At 48.2% G+C, this 17,556-nt stretch carries 17 protein-coding genes; 13 read left to right on the top strand and 4 right to left on the bottom strand.

Annotation, left to right across the window (positions count from 1 at the left end; all coding sequences use genetic code 11):
* Positions 1–39 precede the first annotated feature (39 nt).
* From ACO0K3_RS15855 to ACO0K3_RS15865, 3 genes are all read left to right on the top strand, one after another.
* The gene (locus tag ACO0K3_RS15855; RefSeq protein ID WP_422986227.1) at positions 40–804 is read left to right on the top strand and encodes a phosphoribosyltransferase family protein; all 765 of its coding nucleotides are present in this window, start codon (positions 40–42) and stop codon (positions 802–804) included.
* Positions 805–866: 62 nt separating this feature from the next.
* Positions 867–1,337, top strand: coding sequence for a tRNA (uridine(34)/cytosine(34)/5-carboxymethylaminomethyluridine(34)-2'-O)-methyltransferase TrmL (gene trmL / locus ACO0K3_RS15860; RefSeq protein WP_422986229.1), 471 nt, complete (start codon positions 867–869; stop codon positions 1,335–1,337).
* Positions 1,338–1,613: 276 nt separating this feature from the next.
* The gene (locus tag ACO0K3_RS15865; RefSeq protein WP_422986231.1) at positions 1,614–4,325 is read left to right on the top strand and encodes a sensor domain-containing protein; all 2,712 of its coding nucleotides are present in this window, start codon (positions 1,614–1,616) and stop codon (positions 4,323–4,325) included.
* A gap of 30 nt (positions 4,326–4,355) precedes the next feature.
* Here ACO0K3_RS15865 and rfaE2 read toward each other — a convergent pair whose 3' ends face one another.
* Both rfaE2 and ACO0K3_RS15875 read right to left on the bottom strand, forming a co-directional pair.
* Complete coding sequence (gene rfaE2, locus ACO0K3_RS15870; RefSeq protein ID WP_422986233.1) at positions 4,356–4,832, bottom strand: D-glycero-beta-D-manno-heptose 1-phosphate adenylyltransferase; 477 nt, start codon at positions 4,830–4,832, stop codon at positions 4,356–4,358.
* Between the two features lie 85 nt (positions 4,833–4,917).
* Complete coding sequence (locus ACO0K3_RS15875) at positions 4,918–5,781, bottom strand: ferritin-like domain-containing protein (RefSeq protein WP_422958903.1); 864 nt, start codon at positions 5,779–5,781, stop codon at positions 4,918–4,920.
* Positions 5,782–5,991: 210 nt separating this feature from the next.
* On the opposite strand from ACO0K3_RS15875, the gene ACO0K3_RS15880 reads away from it, so the two are divergent.
* The 8 genes from ACO0K3_RS15880 to ACO0K3_RS15915 all read left to right on the top strand — a co-directional run bounded on the left by ACO0K3_RS15880 (position 5,992) and on the right by ACO0K3_RS15915 (position 12,537).
* Positions 5,992–6,567 carry a glutathione peroxidase gene (locus ACO0K3_RS15880; RefSeq protein WP_422986235.1) on the top strand — a complete coding sequence of 192 codons (576 nt, stop codon included), beginning with the start codon at positions 5,992–5,994 and terminating at the stop codon, positions 6,565–6,567.
* A gap of 220 nt (positions 6,568–6,787) precedes the next feature.
* The gene (locus ACO0K3_RS15885) at positions 6,788–8,074 is read left to right on the top strand and encodes an NAD(P)/FAD-dependent oxidoreductase (RefSeq protein WP_422986237.1); all 1,287 of its coding nucleotides are present in this window, start codon (positions 6,788–6,790) and stop codon (positions 8,072–8,074) included.
* A 1-nt stretch (position 8,075) separates the two neighbouring features.
* Entirely contained in the window at positions 8,076–8,876 is an 801-nt protein-coding gene (locus ACO0K3_RS15890) for a DUF1365 domain-containing protein (RefSeq protein ID WP_422986239.1), read from the top strand.
* Positions 8,873–10,111, top strand: a complete 1,239-nt coding sequence (locus ACO0K3_RS15895) for a class I SAM-dependent methyltransferase (protein ID WP_422986241.1) — start codon at positions 8,873–8,875, stop codon at positions 10,109–10,111. Before ACO0K3_RS15890 ends, ACO0K3_RS15895 begins: the two co-directional genes overlap by 4 nt.
* Positions 10,108–10,695, top strand: a complete 588-nt coding sequence (locus ACO0K3_RS15900; RefSeq protein WP_422986243.1) for a chalcone isomerase family protein — start codon at positions 10,108–10,110, stop codon at positions 10,693–10,695. The genes ACO0K3_RS15895 and ACO0K3_RS15900 overlap by 4 nt, the downstream gene beginning before the upstream one ends.
* A gap of 41 nt (positions 10,696–10,736) precedes the next feature.
* The gene (locus ACO0K3_RS15905) at positions 10,737–11,288 is read left to right on the top strand and encodes a DUF3833 domain-containing protein (RefSeq protein ID WP_422986245.1); all 552 of its coding nucleotides are present in this window, start codon (positions 10,737–10,739) and stop codon (positions 11,286–11,288) included.
* An 11-nt stretch (positions 11,289–11,299) separates the two neighbouring features.
* Entirely contained in the window at positions 11,300–12,067 is a 768-nt protein-coding gene (locus tag ACO0K3_RS15910) for an SDR family NAD(P)-dependent oxidoreductase (protein WP_422986399.1), read from the top strand.
* Positions 12,064–12,537, top strand: a complete 474-nt coding sequence (locus tag ACO0K3_RS15915) for a nuclear transport factor 2 family protein (protein ID WP_422986247.1) — start codon at positions 12,064–12,066, stop codon at positions 12,535–12,537. The genes ACO0K3_RS15910 and ACO0K3_RS15915 overlap by 4 nt, the downstream gene beginning before the upstream one ends.
* Before the next feature lie 390 nt (positions 12,538–12,927).
* On the opposite strand, the gene ACO0K3_RS15920 is transcribed toward ACO0K3_RS15915, so the two are convergent.
* Positions 12,928–13,836: a PhaM family polyhydroxyalkanoate granule multifunctional regulatory protein gene (locus ACO0K3_RS15920; protein WP_422986249.1), complete on the bottom strand. Its 909-nt coding sequence runs from the start codon at positions 13,834–13,836 to the stop codon at positions 12,928–12,930.
* Between the two features lie 97 nt (positions 13,837–13,933).
* Complete coding sequence (locus ACO0K3_RS15925; protein ID WP_422986401.1) at positions 13,934–15,238, bottom strand: branched-chain amino acid ABC transporter substrate-binding protein; 1,305 nt, start codon at positions 15,236–15,238, stop codon at positions 13,934–13,936.
* 318 nt (positions 15,239–15,556) lie between these two features.
* Here ACO0K3_RS15925 and ACO0K3_RS15930 point away from each other — a divergent pair, with 318 nt between their 5' ends.
* Positions 15,557–16,762, top strand: a complete 1,206-nt coding sequence (locus ACO0K3_RS15930) for a DUF3108 domain-containing protein (RefSeq protein WP_422986251.1) — start codon at positions 15,557–15,559, stop codon at positions 16,760–16,762.
* A 2-nt stretch (positions 16,763–16,764) separates the two neighbouring features.
* Entirely contained in the window at positions 16,765–17,532 is a 768-nt protein-coding gene (locus tag ACO0K3_RS15935) for a DUF3108 domain-containing protein (protein ID WP_422986253.1), read from the top strand.
* The last annotated feature ends 24 nt before the right edge of the window (positions 17,533–17,556 follow it).

Consider the following 17,556-nt stretch of genomic DNA (forward strand, 5'->3'; position numbering starts at 1 on the left):
TGAGTTTACACGCTTGTCATCCATATCGCCGACCCTTGTATGCATTCCTCACGATTTAACCGACTTACTGCGCATCTGATGAAGACGGCAAGGCTACTGCCGTCTGCCTGCGTTTTATGTGGCAAGGACAATGAAAACACGCTGTGTCAGGCTTGTCGCATGCAGTATTTTCAGGCACCGCAGATACGCTGCACGACGTGCGGGTTACCGATATTGAACCATATTCACGCCACAGCGCTCATCACAAAAACACCACCGCGATGCGGTGAATGTATTGCAAATCCTCCCAGCTTCGACCGAACGATCGTGGCATGCAACTATGTAGCACCGGCAGATCAGTTAGTACTAGCCTTAAAATTTGCCCATCAACTAATGCTAGCACCGCTGCTATCCAATTTATTAAGAGACGCCATCTTAAACAGCCTGGATCATCCATTGCCCGATGTATTGACGACAGTTCCGCTTGGACAAAAAAGATTACAGGAACGTGGGTTTAATCAGGCAGTTGAGGTAGGGCGACCGCTTTCCAAGCAGTTAGGCATTAAGTTTCAGGCGAATCTAATGGAGCGAACCAGAGAAACGCGACAGCAAAGCAGCCTGCATCCAGATGAAAGGCAAAAAAATATGCGACAGGCATTTATCCCAAATGCCCAGTTCATTGAGCAAATTAAAGGTCGCCATATCGGAATCGTCGACGACGTCATCACAACAGGCACCACCTTGAACGAGATGGCCATGACACTTAAACGTTTTGGCGCCATCCGCGTCAGCAACTATGTATTTGCCAGAACTATCCCTCACTAATATCATTGCACTATCACGTAGCATCATGTACCACATCAGCTAAACAACTAAAGGAAATCACCTTGTTTCATGTCGTCTTAGTAGAGCCCGAAATCCCGCCAAATACAGGGAACATCATCCGCCTCTGTGCCAACACAGGTGTACAACTGCATCTGATTGAACCGCTTGGCTTCCCCCTGGACGATAGCAAAATGAAGCGCGCAGGTCTGGATTACCATGAATACGCCAATATGAGGGTGCACAAGAACTGGGAAGCTTTTTTGGAACTGGAACAGCCAGATGCTAGCCGTATGTTTGCGCTCACCACACATGGCTCGTCACGATTTTCGGCAGCCAGCTTTATGCCGGGTGATTACTTTGTATTCGGTGCTGAAACACGCGGCTTACATCCAGACCTAAGAAACTCATTCCACGAATCCCAACGCATACGTTTACCGATGCGACCAGATAACCGCAGTCTTAATCTATCAAATACAGTGGCAATCGTAGTATATGAAGCATGGCGTCAAAACGATTTTGCAGGCGGCGCTTGATTCAAACCAAAATTGCCAGACACCGATTGAAAACAACTAAATTCGATTCTTTAAGGAAAATTTCTCCCACAGACAATACAAAGAGTTAATATTTAGTCAAAGTTACCAAGCCAAGCTAAACCAAGCGTATGCAATCGCCTTCAATGTTCGACCTGATGGAATGGGGCTGATGAATTGAAAAATGTCGGTACATGGACCTGGTCCAAAGAATCCGGAGAATTCTACTGGTCACCGCTGGCGTGCGCCATTTTTGCTCATGATTCCGCAAAAACAAACTTGTCAACAACAGAAGCCGCACGGATTTATCCTGCTCCCGTCTGGAAGCAACTAGATTCAGCAATCAAAGAATCCGTCTTAAAAAGTACACCCATTGATATTGAATTCCAATTCACTGGCCCTGATGGACGTAGTAAATGGATCAAGCAACGTGGTATTGCCAATCATGTCATCGAAGGAAAAGAATTTGCCGCCAGTGTCACTATCCGCGGCACCATAGAAGATATCAGCGCAATGAAGTCGGTCACTCAAGGCTTTCAGCATGAAACGAAAAATCTTCTGAACCTGATCGACGCACTTCCCTTCTGCATCTCCTATCTCGATACGAATTTCCGCTACCAGTTCATCAATCAAACGTATGTGAAATGGTTCGGCTTTGAAAAGTCGGACGCGATTGGCATGGAAATATCGTCCGTTATCGGTGTTGAGGCATTTGAAAAAGTACGAGGATATATTGACCGCGCATTCGCTGGCGAGTATGTATCCTATGAGGCCCTGGTACCCTATTTTGGCAACGCAGCTCGCCACATTGCAGCGGAACTCTATCCCGATTTTGGTGAACATGGCGTGCTTGGTTGCTACGCATTTATCCGAGATATTTCAGATCAAAAAAGAATCGAAGAACAACTCAAGACAAATGAAGAGCGATGGAAGCTCGCGCTCGAAGCGTCGGGAGATGGCGTCTGGGACTGGTATCCGCAAACTGGTATAGAAATACTCTCGCCCAGACTAAAAGAGATTTACGGCTACGATGATAAAGAAATTCTAGATCTGTCAGAAGAACTAGACCGGCGCACACACCCAGACGATCTGGCTCAGATGTACGCAGACCGTCAGGCACATTTTGACGGTAAGACACCGATCTACATCAACGAACATCGGGTTCAATGCAAAGACGGTCGCTGGAAATGGATACTCACTCGTGGTACCGTTATCCAAAGGAATGAACAAGGCAAACCTGTGCGTGTCATCGGTACACATACCGATATTTCAGAACGCAAACATGCCGAGTCGGCATTAAAAGAGAGCGAAGAACGATTGAGGATGACGCTCTCAGCTAGCAGGCAAGGGCTCTACGATGTCAATGTCCAGACCGGCGCAGCGGTGGTGAATCAGGAATACGCGCAGATGCTGGGATACAAGCACACTGATCTTTGCGAATCGCATCAAGCCTGGATAGAGCGCATGCATCCCGATGACGTTCCTGTCGCAACCAAAGCTTACAATGACTACATTCAGGGACGCACCTCTGCTTACCGTGTCGAGTTCAGACAAAAAACGGCCAGCGGAGACTGGCGCTGGATACTCTCAGTCGGCGCGATTGTTGAGCGTGACGAGCATGGACAGCCATTACGCATGCTCGGTACGCACCTCGATATCGACGAACGGAAAAATGCAGAAAGCGTTATCTGGCAACAGGCACATATAGATACCCTGACTGGCTTGCCAAACCGCAGGATGTTTTATGACCGTCTGGAACAAGACATTAAAAAATCCAAGCGCAACGGAAGAATGCTGGCCATCCTGTTTATCGATCTGGATCATTTCAAAGAGGTCAACGATACACTCGGCCACTCCGTCGGCGACACCTTATTAATTGAAGCCGCCAAGCGGCTGCTAGGTTGCGTCAGAGAATCCGACACTGTGGCGCGCCTGGGTGGCGACGAGTTCACGATCGCCCTACCGGGTCAGCATAACCCTGAACATGCAGAGCAAATTGCGCAGGCCGTCATCGATAAAATGACTAAGCCATTTCAATTAGGGGAAGAGGAAATTTTTCTCTCCGCCAGCATCGGGATCAGTTTATATCCAGACGATGCGGACAACCTTGATGATTTGCTCAGGCACGCCGACCAGGCGATGTACGCGGCAAAAAATTCCGGCCGCAATCGCTTTCACTACTTCACACCAAGCATGCAAACTGCATCACTTGCTCGCCTCAGACTAGGTAATGACTTGCGTACGGCGCTTTCAGAAAATCAGCTTTCAGTTCATTTCCAACCTATCATTTCTCTGGAGACAGGACAAATCCATAAAGCGGAAGCACTGGTTCGCTGGCGTCACCCGCAACGTGGCTTTATCAGTCCGCTGGAATTCATTCCGATCGCTGAAAGCAGTGGATTGATTGTAGAGATCGGCGACATCGTGTTTCGCGAAGCTGCGCGCTGTACGGCAAAATGGCGTCAGCGATTTCATGCCCAAAAGGATTTTCAGATCAGTGTCAATCAATCGCCTGTCGAATTTCAACGCGACACATCCCGCTATGTCAGCTGGGTCGATTATTTACATGAATTAGCATTGCCGGGACAAGCAATCAGTGTAGAAATTACCGAGGGTTTGCTACTCGATGCAAGCACCAAGGTCACGGATAAATTATTACAGTTCCGGGATGCGGGGATTCAAGTGGCACTAGACGATTTTGGTACAGGCTATTCATCCTTGTCCTATTTGAAAAAATTTGACATCGACTACCTGAAAATCGATCAGTCATTTATACGCAATATGACACCCGGCTCCAGCGATTGTGCATTGGCAGAGGCCATCATTGTCATGGCACACAAGCTAGGACTCAAGGTCATTGCCGAAGGGGTAGAAACTGAATTGCAGCGCGACTTGTTAAAAAATGCCGGATGCGATTATGGACAAGGCTACTTGTTTTCGAGACCGGTACCACCAGATGAATTTGAGCTGCTGCTAGCGCGAGACAATTAAGGCCCCTTGATACAGCAACAATTGCGGCGATTATTTTGCCCGGACTTTCGCCAGTAATTTACTCGTGGAACGATCATGTTCAAAATCAATTGCCTTCACCTGACCACCATAAGCCAGAACCGCTTTGCCTTCCGGGATCGCCGCCATATCGTAGTCTCCGCCCTTCACATACAGATCTGGCCGAGCAAGCTCAACAATTTGTAAAGCTGTGTCCTCATCAAAATCGACAACCAGACTGACGGACTCCAGGGCGGCTAACACAGCCAGTCTGTCTTCACAGCTATTGACCGGTCTGTCGTCACCTTTGCCTAAGCGCTTCACAGAAGCATCTGTGTTTACCGCCACAACCAGAGATGCGCCTAAAGCGCGTGCCTGATCAAGGTAAGTGACATGCCCCCTGTGCAAAATATCAAAGACGCCATTCGTCATCACGACTGGCTTTGGCAAAGCTGCGATACGCTCGCGTAAGCCGCTTGCTGTGGTTATTTTTTGTTCAAATGTCGTCATGATGTCTTGTGATTCCAAGCAATAAAAAAAGCCGCAATCTGCTGCGGCTTTTTCATTGTAAACGAATTGCGTAAGAATTCGGGTTCTATGCAGCACCCAAAATAACGGGATCTCCGGCTGCTAGTCTCTGCGTCACCTCTTTACGATAGCGATTTAAATCCTGAACAGATTCAAAGGTGCGGTCAAACAGCAAGGACATATTATGCAAAATTCGTTCGATCACTTTCTTTTCCCAAACACCGTCGAATTTAATCTGGCCATCAAGCCAGCGCTCCAGCCAGTCAGGATCAGGCAGACGACTTTGCACGGTGTCTTTAGGAAACAACGACTGATTTACATGCAGATTGGTCGGATGCAAGGGCTTTTCGGTACGGCGGGCAGACGCCATCAATACACCGATCTTTGCGAACGCTGCGCGGGCAGTATCACCGGCTTCGCCTAGAGCTTTTTTCATATAGCGTAAATACGCACCGCCGTGACGTGCCTCATCCTGGCTGATGATTTTGTAAATCTGCTTAATCACAGGTTCGGTATGCCAGTCGGATGCGCAACGATACCAGTGATTCAAACGGATTTCGCCACAAAAATGCAGCATTAGTGTTTCCAGCGGTGGTGCCGGGTCGAACTCAAAACGCACATTGTCCAGCTCTTCTTCAGTAGGCACTAATTCAGGGTGAAAGCGGCGCAGATACTCCATCAATACTAAAGAATGTTTTTGCTCTTCAAAAAACCAGATCGACATAAAAGCAGAAAAATCACTATCGCCACGGTTATCGCGCAAAAACATTTCCGTGGCAGGTAATGCCGACCATTCAGTAATCGCATTCATCTTGATCGTCTGCGCCTGCTCTGGCGTCAACTTCGACGCATCGTACTGATCCCAATTAATGTCCGTTTCCATATTCCAGCGGACTTGCTCTAAGGATTTAAACAATTCTGGGTAAAGCATGATGACCTTTACAAAGTTAAAGCGAAATAGAGTAGATTTTCTAATTTTACCAGACGGATGTGACCGCTTCACGACAAGCTCGATTTTGCCTGTTTTACATCTTGCTGCTAATTTGATAATTGGGGTTCAACCGCATTTTTTCAAATGCGATAAGATAGTTTTCAGGAAAAAAACGCTGAAATCCCCCAAAACAAGGCCAAGGAAACCACCATGAGACAACTAATTCGCATTTTCACCATCCTGAGTGTAGGATTTATTGTAAATGTAGCATCAATATCAAGCGCTTTTGCCGAAGACAAGACAAGTTGTCCCGCAGTCTTAAACCATAAATTTAAACGCTTGCAAGACGAGTCTGCACAAGATCTCTGTCAGTACGCAGGCAAAGTTACTTTGGTTGTGAACACCGCCAGTTACTGCGGATTTACCAGCCAATATCAGGGACTGGAAGAGCTGCACGCCAAATACAATCCTAAAGGTCTGGTGGTATTAGGATTTCCCTCAAACGATTTTGGTCAGCAAGAACCAGGCAACGACAAGGAAATTGCCGACTTTTGCTTCAATACTTACGGAGTGAAATTTCCCATGTTCACCAAGACCTCAGTCAAAGGTAAAGAGGTGAACCCTCTGCATGCACAGTTGATCCAGGCAACCGGTACGACACCAAAATGGAATTTTTACAAATACCTGATTGACCGCAAAGGCAACGTGGTAGCGGCCTACTCCAGCACCACGACACCAGATGATAAAAAACTGGTTGCTGACATCGAAAAAGCACTAGCCCAATAAGCCAGCAGACAATCAGACGAAGGGTGCGGATTACGCACCCTTTTTTTAAAGCTGAACCTCAGGATCTCACCGGAATTTAGATCCTCGATACTACCAGTATCCAAAAGTTTTTTGTAATAGTTAAAAATAGTTGAATCCGATAGGCAACTTCAAACGAATAAGACATAAGAATATCGTTTTATTGCCAAAAATTTATTACCCTCTGTCCTCACAAAATAATATGAAAATTGCGGTCATCGGTTCCGGCATCTCCGGCCTCTCTTGTGCATATCGCCTCTCACAGGCGCAATATGATGTCAGCCTGTTTGAGGCAAACGACTATTTTGGTGGCCATACTCATACCGTTGATGTCAGCCTGGACGGCCATACCTATGGCGTAGATACCGGTTTTTTGGTCTTTAATCACAAAACCTATCCAAATCTGGTCAGCTTATTTAAAGAATTAGACATTGAAACGGCTGCGACCGATATGTCGTTTTCCGTCAAGATGCCGGTAAACAACCGCAGCCTGGAATGGGCCGGCGCAAATCTGGATACCGTGTTTGCCCAAAGACGCAATCTGTTCAGTCCAAGTTTTTTGGGTATGTTGCGCGATATCCTGCGCTTTAATCAGCAAACGACGGCACTCGCCAATTCAGAGAATGTAGCCGATAGCGATTTTCAGTTGTCGTTGGGGAGCTTCCTGGATAAGCATCACTACGGACAGGCATTCCGCACCTGGTATTTACTGCCGATGGCTGCCTGTATTTGGTCTTGTCCTACCGCGACCATGATGAGTTTTCCCCTGTCCTCCTTCGTCCGGTTTTGTCATAACCACGGGCTGTTGCAGGTAAATGACCGTCCACGCTGGCAAACCGTCAAAGGCGGAGCACGTCACTATGTGGAAAAAATCCTCAAGCTGATTCCCAAAAAACATCTGAACACGCCCGTTCTTTCCATCCACAGAACGCCGCGACACACTGTTCAATTAATGACCAAAGACGGCATTCAAGAATTTGATCAAGTGGTACTTGCGACCCATAGCGATCAGAGCCTCTCGATGCTCAGCGATGCATCGCGCGATGAACAAGATATTTTATCGGCAGTCACGTATCAGCCAAACAAGGCTGTCCTGCATACCGATGCATCTTTCTTACCGGAGAAAAAGAAAGCCTGGTCTGCCTGGAATTACCAGAGCGAGAGCGGCAATGAAGCAAAGGTCTGCGTCCACTACCTGATTAACCAGTTGCAGCCCCTACCGTTCAGTACCCCCGTCATCGTCAGCCTGAATCCGATTGACGCTCCTGCGCCTTCATCCGTACTGGCAAGCTTTGACTATGCCCATCCCGTTTTTGATCAAAAAGCGATAGCAGCACAAAACCGGCTGCATCAGATACAAGGCAATAATGGCGTATGGTTTGCGGGTGCCTGGACCGGCTATGGCTTCCATGAAGATGGCCTGAAATCTGGTCTGGCAGTTGCAGAGCAAGTACAACGCCTGGATCAACAAGAAGCACGTGCCGCCTAAAATGACATCGACCATAACATCGATACGTTTATGCACCGGCGAGGTCAGGCATCATCGCTTGCGTCCTGCTGTGAACCGCTTTACTTACGGCGTGTTCTTCATTCGCGTGGGCTTGCGTGGCACGGCTCACCAGGCACCAGAACTCTCATGTTCCGGGTTTTCACATAACCGGTTTAACTTGCTATCTTTCTTCGACAAAGATCATGGCGATGGTCAGCAGACGCCTCTTGCCTGGGTAGAAAATTTATTACTCTCCGAAGGCATCACTGATGCGGATGGCGAAATCACACTGCAATGTTTTCCGCGGGTTTTCGGTTATGTATTTAACCCTGTGTCTTTCTGGTTTTGCCATCGTCAGGATAGTGAACTGCGTGCCGTTGTTTGCGAGGTTCGCAATACCTTCGGAGAAAAACATATCTACCTGCTAGACACCGGCGACATACAGCACTACGGACAAGAGTTAAGTGCAAAAAAAATCTTCCATGTGTCACCGTTTTGCGCGATCGAAGGCCAATATCGCTTTCGCTTCATGCATACGTCGCGCGACATCGGAGAGCAGCATCAGACTCAGCACGTCGCCCGCATCGAGTATGACGATGATACAGGCCCACTGCTGCTGACAAGCATTGCCGGTAGCGAGCAGAGCATGACTGCAACAAGTATTGCCAGCGTCATGCTGCGCTATCCCTTGATGACGTTCGGTGTGGTCGCCCGCATCCATTTACAAGCGCTATACCTCTGGTTCAAGCGTGTACCTTTTTTTTCCAAACCACTCCCACCAGCTAACGAGGTCAGTCGATGAGTAGTCTGCATCCCACCATCCATCCCCATCAGGAGCAAAGCACGCCTTTAAACGCGGCGCAGTTCCCGGCTGAAGCTAAATTCGTTTTAAGCCTGCTGCACAAGTTACAGAACGCTAACCTGACAATACAATTTCCCGATGGTCAGGAAGGCCATTTTGGCGATCATAATCACAGCCCGGTCAGGATGGTGCTGAATAACTGGCAGCTCTGTCGCTCAGTGCTCAAATCAGGGGATATCGGCTTTGCAGAGAGCTATATCGAAGGCCACTGGACCACCAGTCAGTTACCCGCTTTAATCGAACTGATTTCGCGTAACCGCCAGCAACTTGAATCTGTGATTTACGGTACCTGGTGGGGTAATCTGCTGTATCGGATTAAGCACGTGCTGAACCGCAATTCGCGTGCTGGCAGTAAGAAAAATATTCACGCCCATTACGACATCGGCAATGATTTTTACCGCTTGTGGCTAGATCCTTCGATGACCTATTCAAGTGCGCTGTTCTCTGGCGATAAAGTCGAGACTTTGCATGATGCGCAGCTGGCAAAGTACCGTCGTATCCTGCAACAGCTCGAGGTTCATCCACACGATAACATTCTGGAAATTGGCTGTGGCTGGGGCGGCTTTGCAGAAATCGCCAGCACCGAAGCGTTCGCCCATGTGACAGGGCTGACGCTCTCTACTGAGCAATTGCACTTTGCCCAGGAACGTCTGCAAAAAGCGGGCTTGCATGAAAAGAGCAAGCTACAGATTCAGGACTATCGTGACGCCCACGGCAGCTACGATGCTATTGCGTCTATAGAGATGTTTGAAGCCGTCGGTGAAGCGTATTGGCCTAGCTATTTTGAATGTATCAGCCGCAATCTGAAACAAGGCGGCAGAGCATGTGTGCAAAGTATCGTCATCGCTGATGAATTATTTGAGCGCTATCGCAAAGGAACCGACTTTATTCAGCAATATATTTTTCCTGGCGGGATGTTGCCATCGATACAGGTTTTTAAAGAATATGCAAAACAACATGGTCTGCAGGTGGTCGATACTTTCACCTTCGGCCTCGACTATGCACGTACTTTGCAGGAATGGAGAAATGCATTCATGGCGACACTGCCAGAAATCATGGCGCAAGGATTCGACCAGGAATTTATCCGCACCTGGGAGTTTTATCTGGCCTATTGCGAAGCTGGCTTCCGGGCGCATAGCATTGACGTCGCCCAGTTCACCTTAATCAAATCATGATTGTGCCCAACGATGTATGGCGCACCCTCTGTATCAGCGCCATGCTGTGGTGTGTGTGGGGTGCTACGCCTGCGATTGCCAGCAGCGACAAGGCAACGCCTAATGCGCATATTCAGCAAGAGCTGCGTCAGGCCAAGCCTTTAGGCAAGGGCACGTTTCGCTGGTTTGGGATCGCTGTGTATGACGCTCAGTTATGGGTAGGCAAAGATGGTTATCTGCCCGAACCCAATGGCCAGTTAGGCCATCAAACTATTGCGCTGGATTTGACTTATGCCCGTAATTTGATTGGTGCAAAAATTGCCGAAGCCAGCATTGAAGAAATTCAAAAACTCAAACTCGGTAGCGAGGAGCAAAGAAAAATCTGGCTGACGCAGATGAAGACACTGTTCCCTGATGTCAAAGAAGGCAATCACATCACGGGTATATTCCTGCCGGGTCTCGCCGCACGTTTTTATCTCGACGGAAAATTATTGGGTGAGATCAAGGATCCGGAATTTGCGCATGCCTTCTTCTCCATCTGGCTAGACAAAAAAACCTCAGCCCCGGGCCTGCGCCAGAAGTTACTGGACAACAGTTCACAATAAGCTGTCTCAACACCGCCTCACCTACAAGCAAGGACAAGATCATGAAGCTTTCTACACTGATGCGCGGTATCGCCGTATTTGCCGCCACACTTTTACTGAGCTCCTGCGCCAGCACGAATGATCCAAAGTTATATGCAGCAGAAAAACCCGCACTAGAATTGCCGCAATTCTTTAACGGCACCATCGATGCGTGGGGAATGTTTCAAGATAGGTCTGGCAAAATTATCAAACGATTTACCGTCGTCATGCGCTGCGAATGGCAAGGCGATACTGGCACACTTGATGAAGATTTTACTTACTCAGATGGCACTCGCCAGAAACGCATCTGGACCTTGAAAAAAACCAGTGAAGGCAAGTTCACCGGCAGCGCCCCCGATGTCATTGGTGAAGCTCAAGGCACTGTATCAGGTAATACCCTGCACTGGAATTATGTGCTGGCATTGCCGGTCGATGGAAGAATCATCCATGTTGACTTCGATGATTGGATGGTGCTGATGGACGAGAAAGTCATGCTGAATCGTGCGATTATGAGTAAATACGGCATAGAACTTGGCAGTGTGACCTTGTCCTTTACCAAGCGGAGCAGCAAGTAATCATGGCAACGATGAATCCCAAAATCACTGACTGGCATGGCAAAAAAGTGTGGGTCATCGGCGCGTCCTCTGGCATCGGTGCGGAGACCGCCCTGCTCTTGCTACAAAAAGGCGCGCAGGTGGCCTTATCGGCGCGGCAAACAACTCTGTTGAACCAGATCGCAGCAGGACACAACAATGCAGTCGTAGTGCCCGCGGACATCACCGACCATACTACCCTGGTAAAAGCGCATGCAGATTTAATACAGCAATGGGGCAAGATTGACCTGACGCTGGTCGTCGCTGGCGGCTACAACGCGATGCGCGCCGATGAATTCGATTTGACGGCGGCCAATCGTTTAATCGATCTGAATTTGCGCGGCGTACTGAATTGTCTCGATGTAATTTTGCCGTCTCTGATCAAACAGGGATCTGGCGGGATCGGCATAGTCGGCTCTGTCGCGGGCTTATCAGGCCTGCCAAAAGCCTTGATTTATGGACCGACTAAAGCCGCCATCATCAACTTGTGCGAATCGTTGTACTTCGATTTACATCCAAAGAATATTGCGGTCTATCTGATCAGCCCGGGGTTTGTCAAAACACCACTTACGGCAGGCAATGATTTTGAGATGCCGTCACTCATCACCGCAGAGGTCGCTGCTGCAGAACTCGTTGGCGGGATGGAGCGCGGAGAATTCCATATCCATTTTCCGAAGCGATTTACCAACTGGCTAAGATTCGCACGCCTGCTCCCATACCGCTGGTATTTTTCTCTCATACACAAGACCACTGGCCTATGAATACCAACAGTACTGAGAATACTGATAATGCCGATGCCATTTTCTATGAAGAGGCTTTGCGCAAACTCGTCGTCTTCTTTGAAACGCTGACACCAGACAGCGTGCAGCAGATCCCGTCGGTCTATGCTGAAAAAGCCTACTTCAAAGATCCCTTTAATGAAGTGCAGGATGTCGCTGCGATACAAGCGATTTTTGCACACATGTTTGCCCAGGTCGATCAACCACGTTTTAAAGTGCATACCAGGCTGTTGCAAGGAAACGAAGCATTCATCAGCTGGGATTTTCTGTTTTCGATGAAGCGTTTCTCAACGGAGCTGCAAAGAATCAAAGGCGCAACTCATCTTCGCTTTCGTGAAGACGGGCGAGTCAGTTATCACCGGGATTATTGGGATGCTGCCGAAGAATTATATGAAAAACTTCCTGTACTGGGCAGTCTGATGCGTCTGCTGAAACGCGCTGCCAAGAACTGAGACATGTCATCTTCATTGATGACAAATTGCGACACAGAGTCAATAAAGCGCGACCATCAAACGACGCGATGCGCTTGATGCGATTTTTGAAGCTTTTTACGAATCCGCAATATAGATGCGCCTTCCAGGCTGAAATGCCTCTGAAAGCCGCATCTATATTGCGGATTCAATGTCAGAGAACTTCCAAAATCTCCAAATAGAACAATCACATCGATAGGACTGATACAAAAATCAAGGCCTCTCACCACAGAGAGACGGAGGCGCGGAGACACCGAGAAAAGGCAAGAGTAAGCGATTCCGTGAAATACCGATTAAAAGGTTTTTAGAAGTTCCCGTTAATGGTAATAGATAAGCCAAGTAGCTTTCTGCTTCGCGTCAGTTCTGTTCTTGCTATTTATTCGCCGCTGTGGATTTTTTTACACTCGCAACAGTCGTTTTTGCGACTGCTGAGGGCTGACGAGATACAGATTTTTTGGTAACCGGGCCTAGCGTTTCTTTATTCGCGACCTTAGTAATAACGGTTTTTTTGTTAGCCGGCACACTGGCGGTCGATGTTTTGACGGTACTGCCGTCGGTCTTTTTCGAGACCGTTTTTGTTGCTGCTGTTTTTTTCAGTGTTGCTTTTTTTAATACTGCTTTTTTTATAGATTGATCAGACTTATCTGACTTGGTAACTGCGGCAGCATCTGCCTCACCCATCATCGCATTACTGACCGCTTGCTTGAACTGATCTTGCAACAAATTCCACCATGCTGCCGGATTAGAGAAAGCTGAATTACCATCCGCAGCTTGCGCTGCCTTCTCTGCGGGCTCTTCCGTGTCCTTGCTATCCATCGCTTTAGCAGAACTTACGCTCGCTGTTGCTGGGTCTGTTACCGATTCCATAAACGTTTTGTGTACTGGCTCAGCATCCGGTTCCTGCTTTACTTCTGACGCCGCAGCATTGGGCCACAATGTATTTTTGGTGAATTCAAACGGTTTTACTGGCTCTTCGGATTTGCCTGCGCCCGCATTGGCCATCGTGCTGGCGAAACTCTCTCCGAGAGAATTAAGTGCGGCGATCGTCGCTCTTTGTACCTCTAGGGCTTGTATGGTTCCACGCAACATATTCATGTTAACGGTCAGCCATGATTCCACGGTCTTGAGATCCTTGATTTTTTTATCCAGCTCATCTATCGACACGGTCGGCGTTACCATCCCTGGCACATGCATACCGCCCCAGATATTTTTAACAAAAGACAGGGTGTCGTTCATTGCATTCATGCCTGGAAAATCATTTCCTTGAAACGGGGAAGTCATGCTGCTCTCCTAAAGGGGCTGTCAGATCGTTTATTTCGTCAGAACACGCAACATTCCTACAAGACTCATAGGAATGCTATAAGACTCATGCGCCGTGTCAGTGATCACGCAAGAAGCTTTTGTCCATCTTGCATGAGCTTGGCAATGCCGTCAATGCAGATGCGAAATAGCGCTCTGTTTTAAAACCGTAACCACTACCCTCATTATCAAACCTAAGCCCACTTCTGGCGTCAGGATTGCGCTTCTGCATGACGGAGACATATAAGGCCTGTATCAATTGGTGATCACTTGCACGCATGCTCGCATCATGAAAGCCATTATTGAAACCAGCACCCTCCATTGCCTTGGCGACGGCGCCGGCTTCTACGCTACCCGCTTTTTCTATCGCCGCCACCAGCATATTCACCAGTATATGCATACGTAAATGCACATAATCATCACGAGGATCAGGATAACGTCGCCGGAAGCTTTGATAAAACGCATCGCTGTCAGAGCCTCCGGCATTCGGATGCCACTCAGCAACTGCTCTGACACGGCCAATACCCGCCTCGCCAATCGCTGCCGGGGCACCCAGAGCATTGGCATAAAAGGTATAAAACCTGGTATCCATGCCTGCATCTTTCACGGCTTTGATTAACAAGGTCAGGTCATTACCCCAGTTTCCGGTGATCACCGTATCTGCGCCGCTGGCCTTGATTTTGGCGGCATAGGGAGCGAAATCTTTGATCTTCCCTATGGGATGCAAATCATCCCCGACAATGCTGATATCCGGACGTTTCTTTGCCAGCATGCTGCGCGCAGTTGCCGCCACCTGTCTGCCAAAACTGTAATCCTGGCCAATCAGATACACTTTCTTTACCCGTTCGTCATCGCGTATCACTTCAGTCAATACATGCAAGCGCATATCGGCATTCGCATCAAAGCGAAAATGCCAGTAGCTACATTTATCATTCGTCAAACTCGGCTCCACTGCCGAATAATTCAAAAACAGGACGCGATGCTGCGGCACGCGCTGATTATGTTTATTGATGGCATCGACCAGTGCCAAAGCCACCGCTGAGCTGTTGCCCTGGACGATGAACGGCATATCCTGATCGGTCACATGTTTAAAAATCGTCAGGCTATCTTCAACTCCCTGTTTGTTATCAAAGCTTGTTAATTGCAGAAGATGCTGGCCATCTGCCAGTCGCACACCTCCTCGGGCATTCACCTGCTCTATCGCCATTTGCAGATTACGGACAACCGCTTCACCAGCATTGCTGAATGCACCACTCAAGCCATCTATCATTGCGATCCGTATCGGCTTAGCTTGCACAGATACATTCGCTGCGTACGATTGAGATAGTGTAAGCACGCTGAATAAAGTAAATAAGACAAAGACAAACAAATCTGCGCAACGCATTTGTTTTGAGTGGAAGAAAGAAAACCAGAGGGAGGTCACGGACGATACCAAGGACATAAAACTTCTTCTTTTCTAATTTTTCGACAAGTTAAGCGGAACTTTCGCGCAACGTTTCGCCCGTAACATATTTTTTCTTCTTCATTTTACATGGGCAAGGTCATCGCATGCGATGCCCGGAACGTTTACACTACTCGTTGCTCCTTTTATTGCTGCACGTGCTTATTGTTCTCCGTATTGTGCTCTGTATTGTGCTCTGTATTGTGCTCTGTTTACTCTGCGTGTTTTATTTGCTAATTTTTTCTTACAACCCCTTGTCTCATGATTGCAGCCTGGTTTAATCAACTACCACGTCGTCAGATTCTGAGCTTTGCCATGGCGGCGATCGCTCTGCATCTGTGCGTTTTTTTCTGGTTAAACAAAGTACAAAGCAAGGCAGAAACCAGCACCCTCAAAGAATCCAAGGTACAAATCAAACTACTTAAACCTGATCAGCCCGCCATCGAGAACAAGATAGAAACAGTAAAGACAAGTCCGCGTCAAGCAGCGGACGACGTCAAAAAAATCGTCACAAAAACACAGAAGCCAGCGCAAGCAGTTCCTTTTCAAATTGCAGACAACAATGACGAAAATGCCACCTACCAAGCGGCATCCGGTTATCTGGCGGTTACACCAGCCGCCAAGTCCGATACAGGAAATACTGGCGCAAAGGAGTTAAGTGAAGGCGCTGCCTCGATACCGGCCAATAACAAAGAGGTCCCGAAGGAGATGCATAGCAGTGCGGGCGAGGCACCCGATGCACCCAAAAAAGTGATTGATCCAGATACACCGAATCTGGCGCAGTTCATGTCAACGCCGTTACCGTCAGCTCAGCTCAAATTGCAATTAGTACGTACGGAACCCAATAAGAGTCCCTATTACGGTGTCGGAGAAATCAACTGGCAACTGACGGACGATCGCTACACGATGACGATCAATGCTGGATTGGATTTGTTAGTGACGACCCTCAATTTATTCAAACTGAAAAGCGAAGGCAAAGTGTCACAGGCAGGTATTACACCGCTGACCAGCAGCGAGGTACGCCGCAATCGGTCCGAAACAGCCATTCATTTCAATCACATCGATAACACACTGAGTTTTTCATCCTCGAACAAGACGCAGCGCATGGCCAATGCTGCCCAGGATAAAGCCTCTGTACTGATGCAATTAGCAGGTATCGGCTATGCTGACCCGGCACAGTTTACAAGCGGCCAAGAGATTATTATTCAGGTCGCAGAAGAGCGTGAAGCAACCACGTTTCGCTTTGTTATTGCAGGTCAGGAAGAGCTGACAACAAAACTTGGTACCCTGATGACCTGGCACGTTGTCCGGCCGCCAAGAGCAGGTGCATATAACTCACAACTGGATATCTGGTTTGCACCAGCGGTGAACTGGTACCCAGTACAAATACGAAATACCGAAACCAACGGTGCAATCACGACCCAGATTGTGACCAAAATTATTCCGACTACCGTCACCGAAAGATAAGTATGAATCTGTTCCAGAATTTCTATCAAAAACCATTACAGTTACTCTGCACAGCCTTGTTCATCAGCATTAGTTTGCATGTCCCTGTCATGGCGGATACAGACAACAGACATGCAATCAATCTGCCGCCGTCGGCCAATTTAATTTACGTCATCAAGGCAAAACAAAGTGGCATTCCTCTTAGTGGTGAGGCAAGTGTCAACTGGCAACTCAACGAAAAAAAATATAGTATCGTCACAGAAACCCGCGCCATGCTGGTCGGTAAAATTCTGGATGCCAGCAGTATCGGCAACATCGACGACTACGGTTTAGCGCCAGATAAATTCGTCGAAAAGAGATTCCGCAAAAACGAAAGCACGACACGTTTCGAACGCAGTACCGCAAACAAAGTCATCAGTTTTAGCGAATCCTCAGAACAATATCCCATCAAAGGTGGCGAGCAGGATCGTACCAGCGCGACCTGGCAACTAGTGGCAATCGCCCGCGCAGCAGGTGAAAAATTTAAAGCGGGCAGCGAATGGAAAATGTTTGTTGCAGGCCGGCGCGACGCCGAACCATGGACGTTCAAAGTCATCCAGAAAGAGACGATCAATACGGCTCTGGGAGAACTCGCGACCATCCACATTATCAAAGCGCCTCCGCCGGACTCCAAAGATCAGCAACTCGAATTATGGCTGGCGCCCGCCATGGAATGGTATCCGGTACGTCTGCGTTTTAGCGATGCGGACGGCGACTATGTAGAGCAGTCGATAGGCCAGATAAAAAAATAATCCTGGCAATTACGGATACGTCTC

This window comes from Undibacterium sp. Rencai35W, from assembly GCF_049340185.1.
GTDB lineage: Bacteria > Pseudomonadota > Gammaproteobacteria > Burkholderiales > Burkholderiaceae_D > Undibacterium.

Coding starts and splice junctions, on each gene's coding strand:
- ACO0K3_RS15900 (WP_422986243.1), top strand. CDS start 10,108: ATGATTGTGCCCAACGATGTATGGCGCACCCTCTGTATCAGCGCCATG.
- ACO0K3_RS15925 (WP_422986401.1), bottom strand. CDS start 15,238: ATGCGTTGCGCAGATTTGTTTGTCTTTGTCTTATTTACTTTATTCAGC.
- ACO0K3_RS15890 (WP_422986239.1), top strand. CDS start 8,076: ATGACATCGACCATAACATCGATACGTTTATGCACCGGCGAGGTCAGG.
- rfaE2 (WP_422986233.1), bottom strand. CDS start 4,832: ATGACGACATTTGAACAAAAAATAACCACAGCAAGCGGCTTACGCGAG.
- ACO0K3_RS15880 (WP_422986235.1), top strand. CDS start 5,992: ATGAGACAACTAATTCGCATTTTCACCATCCTGAGTGTAGGATTTATT.
- ACO0K3_RS15895 (WP_422986241.1), top strand. CDS start 8,873: ATGAGTAGTCTGCATCCCACCATCCATCCCCATCAGGAGCAAAGCACG.
- ACO0K3_RS15920 (WP_422986249.1), bottom strand. CDS start 13,836: ATGACTTCCCCGTTTCAAGGAAATGATTTTCCAGGCATGAATGCAATG.
- ACO0K3_RS15855 (WP_422986227.1), top strand. CDS start 40: ATGCATTCCTCACGATTTAACCGACTTACTGCGCATCTGATGAAGACG.
- ACO0K3_RS15930 (WP_422986251.1), top strand. CDS start 15,557: ATGATTGCAGCCTGGTTTAATCAACTACCACGTCGTCAGATTCTGAGC.
- ACO0K3_RS15910 (WP_422986399.1), top strand. CDS start 11,300: ATGAATCCCAAAATCACTGACTGGCATGGCAAAAAAGTGTGGGTCATC.
- ACO0K3_RS15905 (WP_422986245.1), top strand. CDS start 10,737: ATGAAGCTTTCTACACTGATGCGCGGTATCGCCGTATTTGCCGCCACA.
- ACO0K3_RS15885 (WP_422986237.1), top strand. CDS start 6,788: ATGAAAATTGCGGTCATCGGTTCCGGCATCTCCGGCCTCTCTTGTGCA.
- ACO0K3_RS15875 (WP_422958903.1), bottom strand. CDS start 5,781: ATGCTTTACCCAGAATTGTTTAAATCCTTAGAGCAAGTCCGCTGGAAT.
- ACO0K3_RS15935 (WP_422986253.1), top strand. CDS start 16,765: ATGAATCTGTTCCAGAATTTCTATCAAAAACCATTACAGTTACTCTGC.
- ACO0K3_RS15915 (WP_422986247.1), top strand. CDS start 12,064: ATGAATACCAACAGTACTGAGAATACTGATAATGCCGATGCCATTTTC.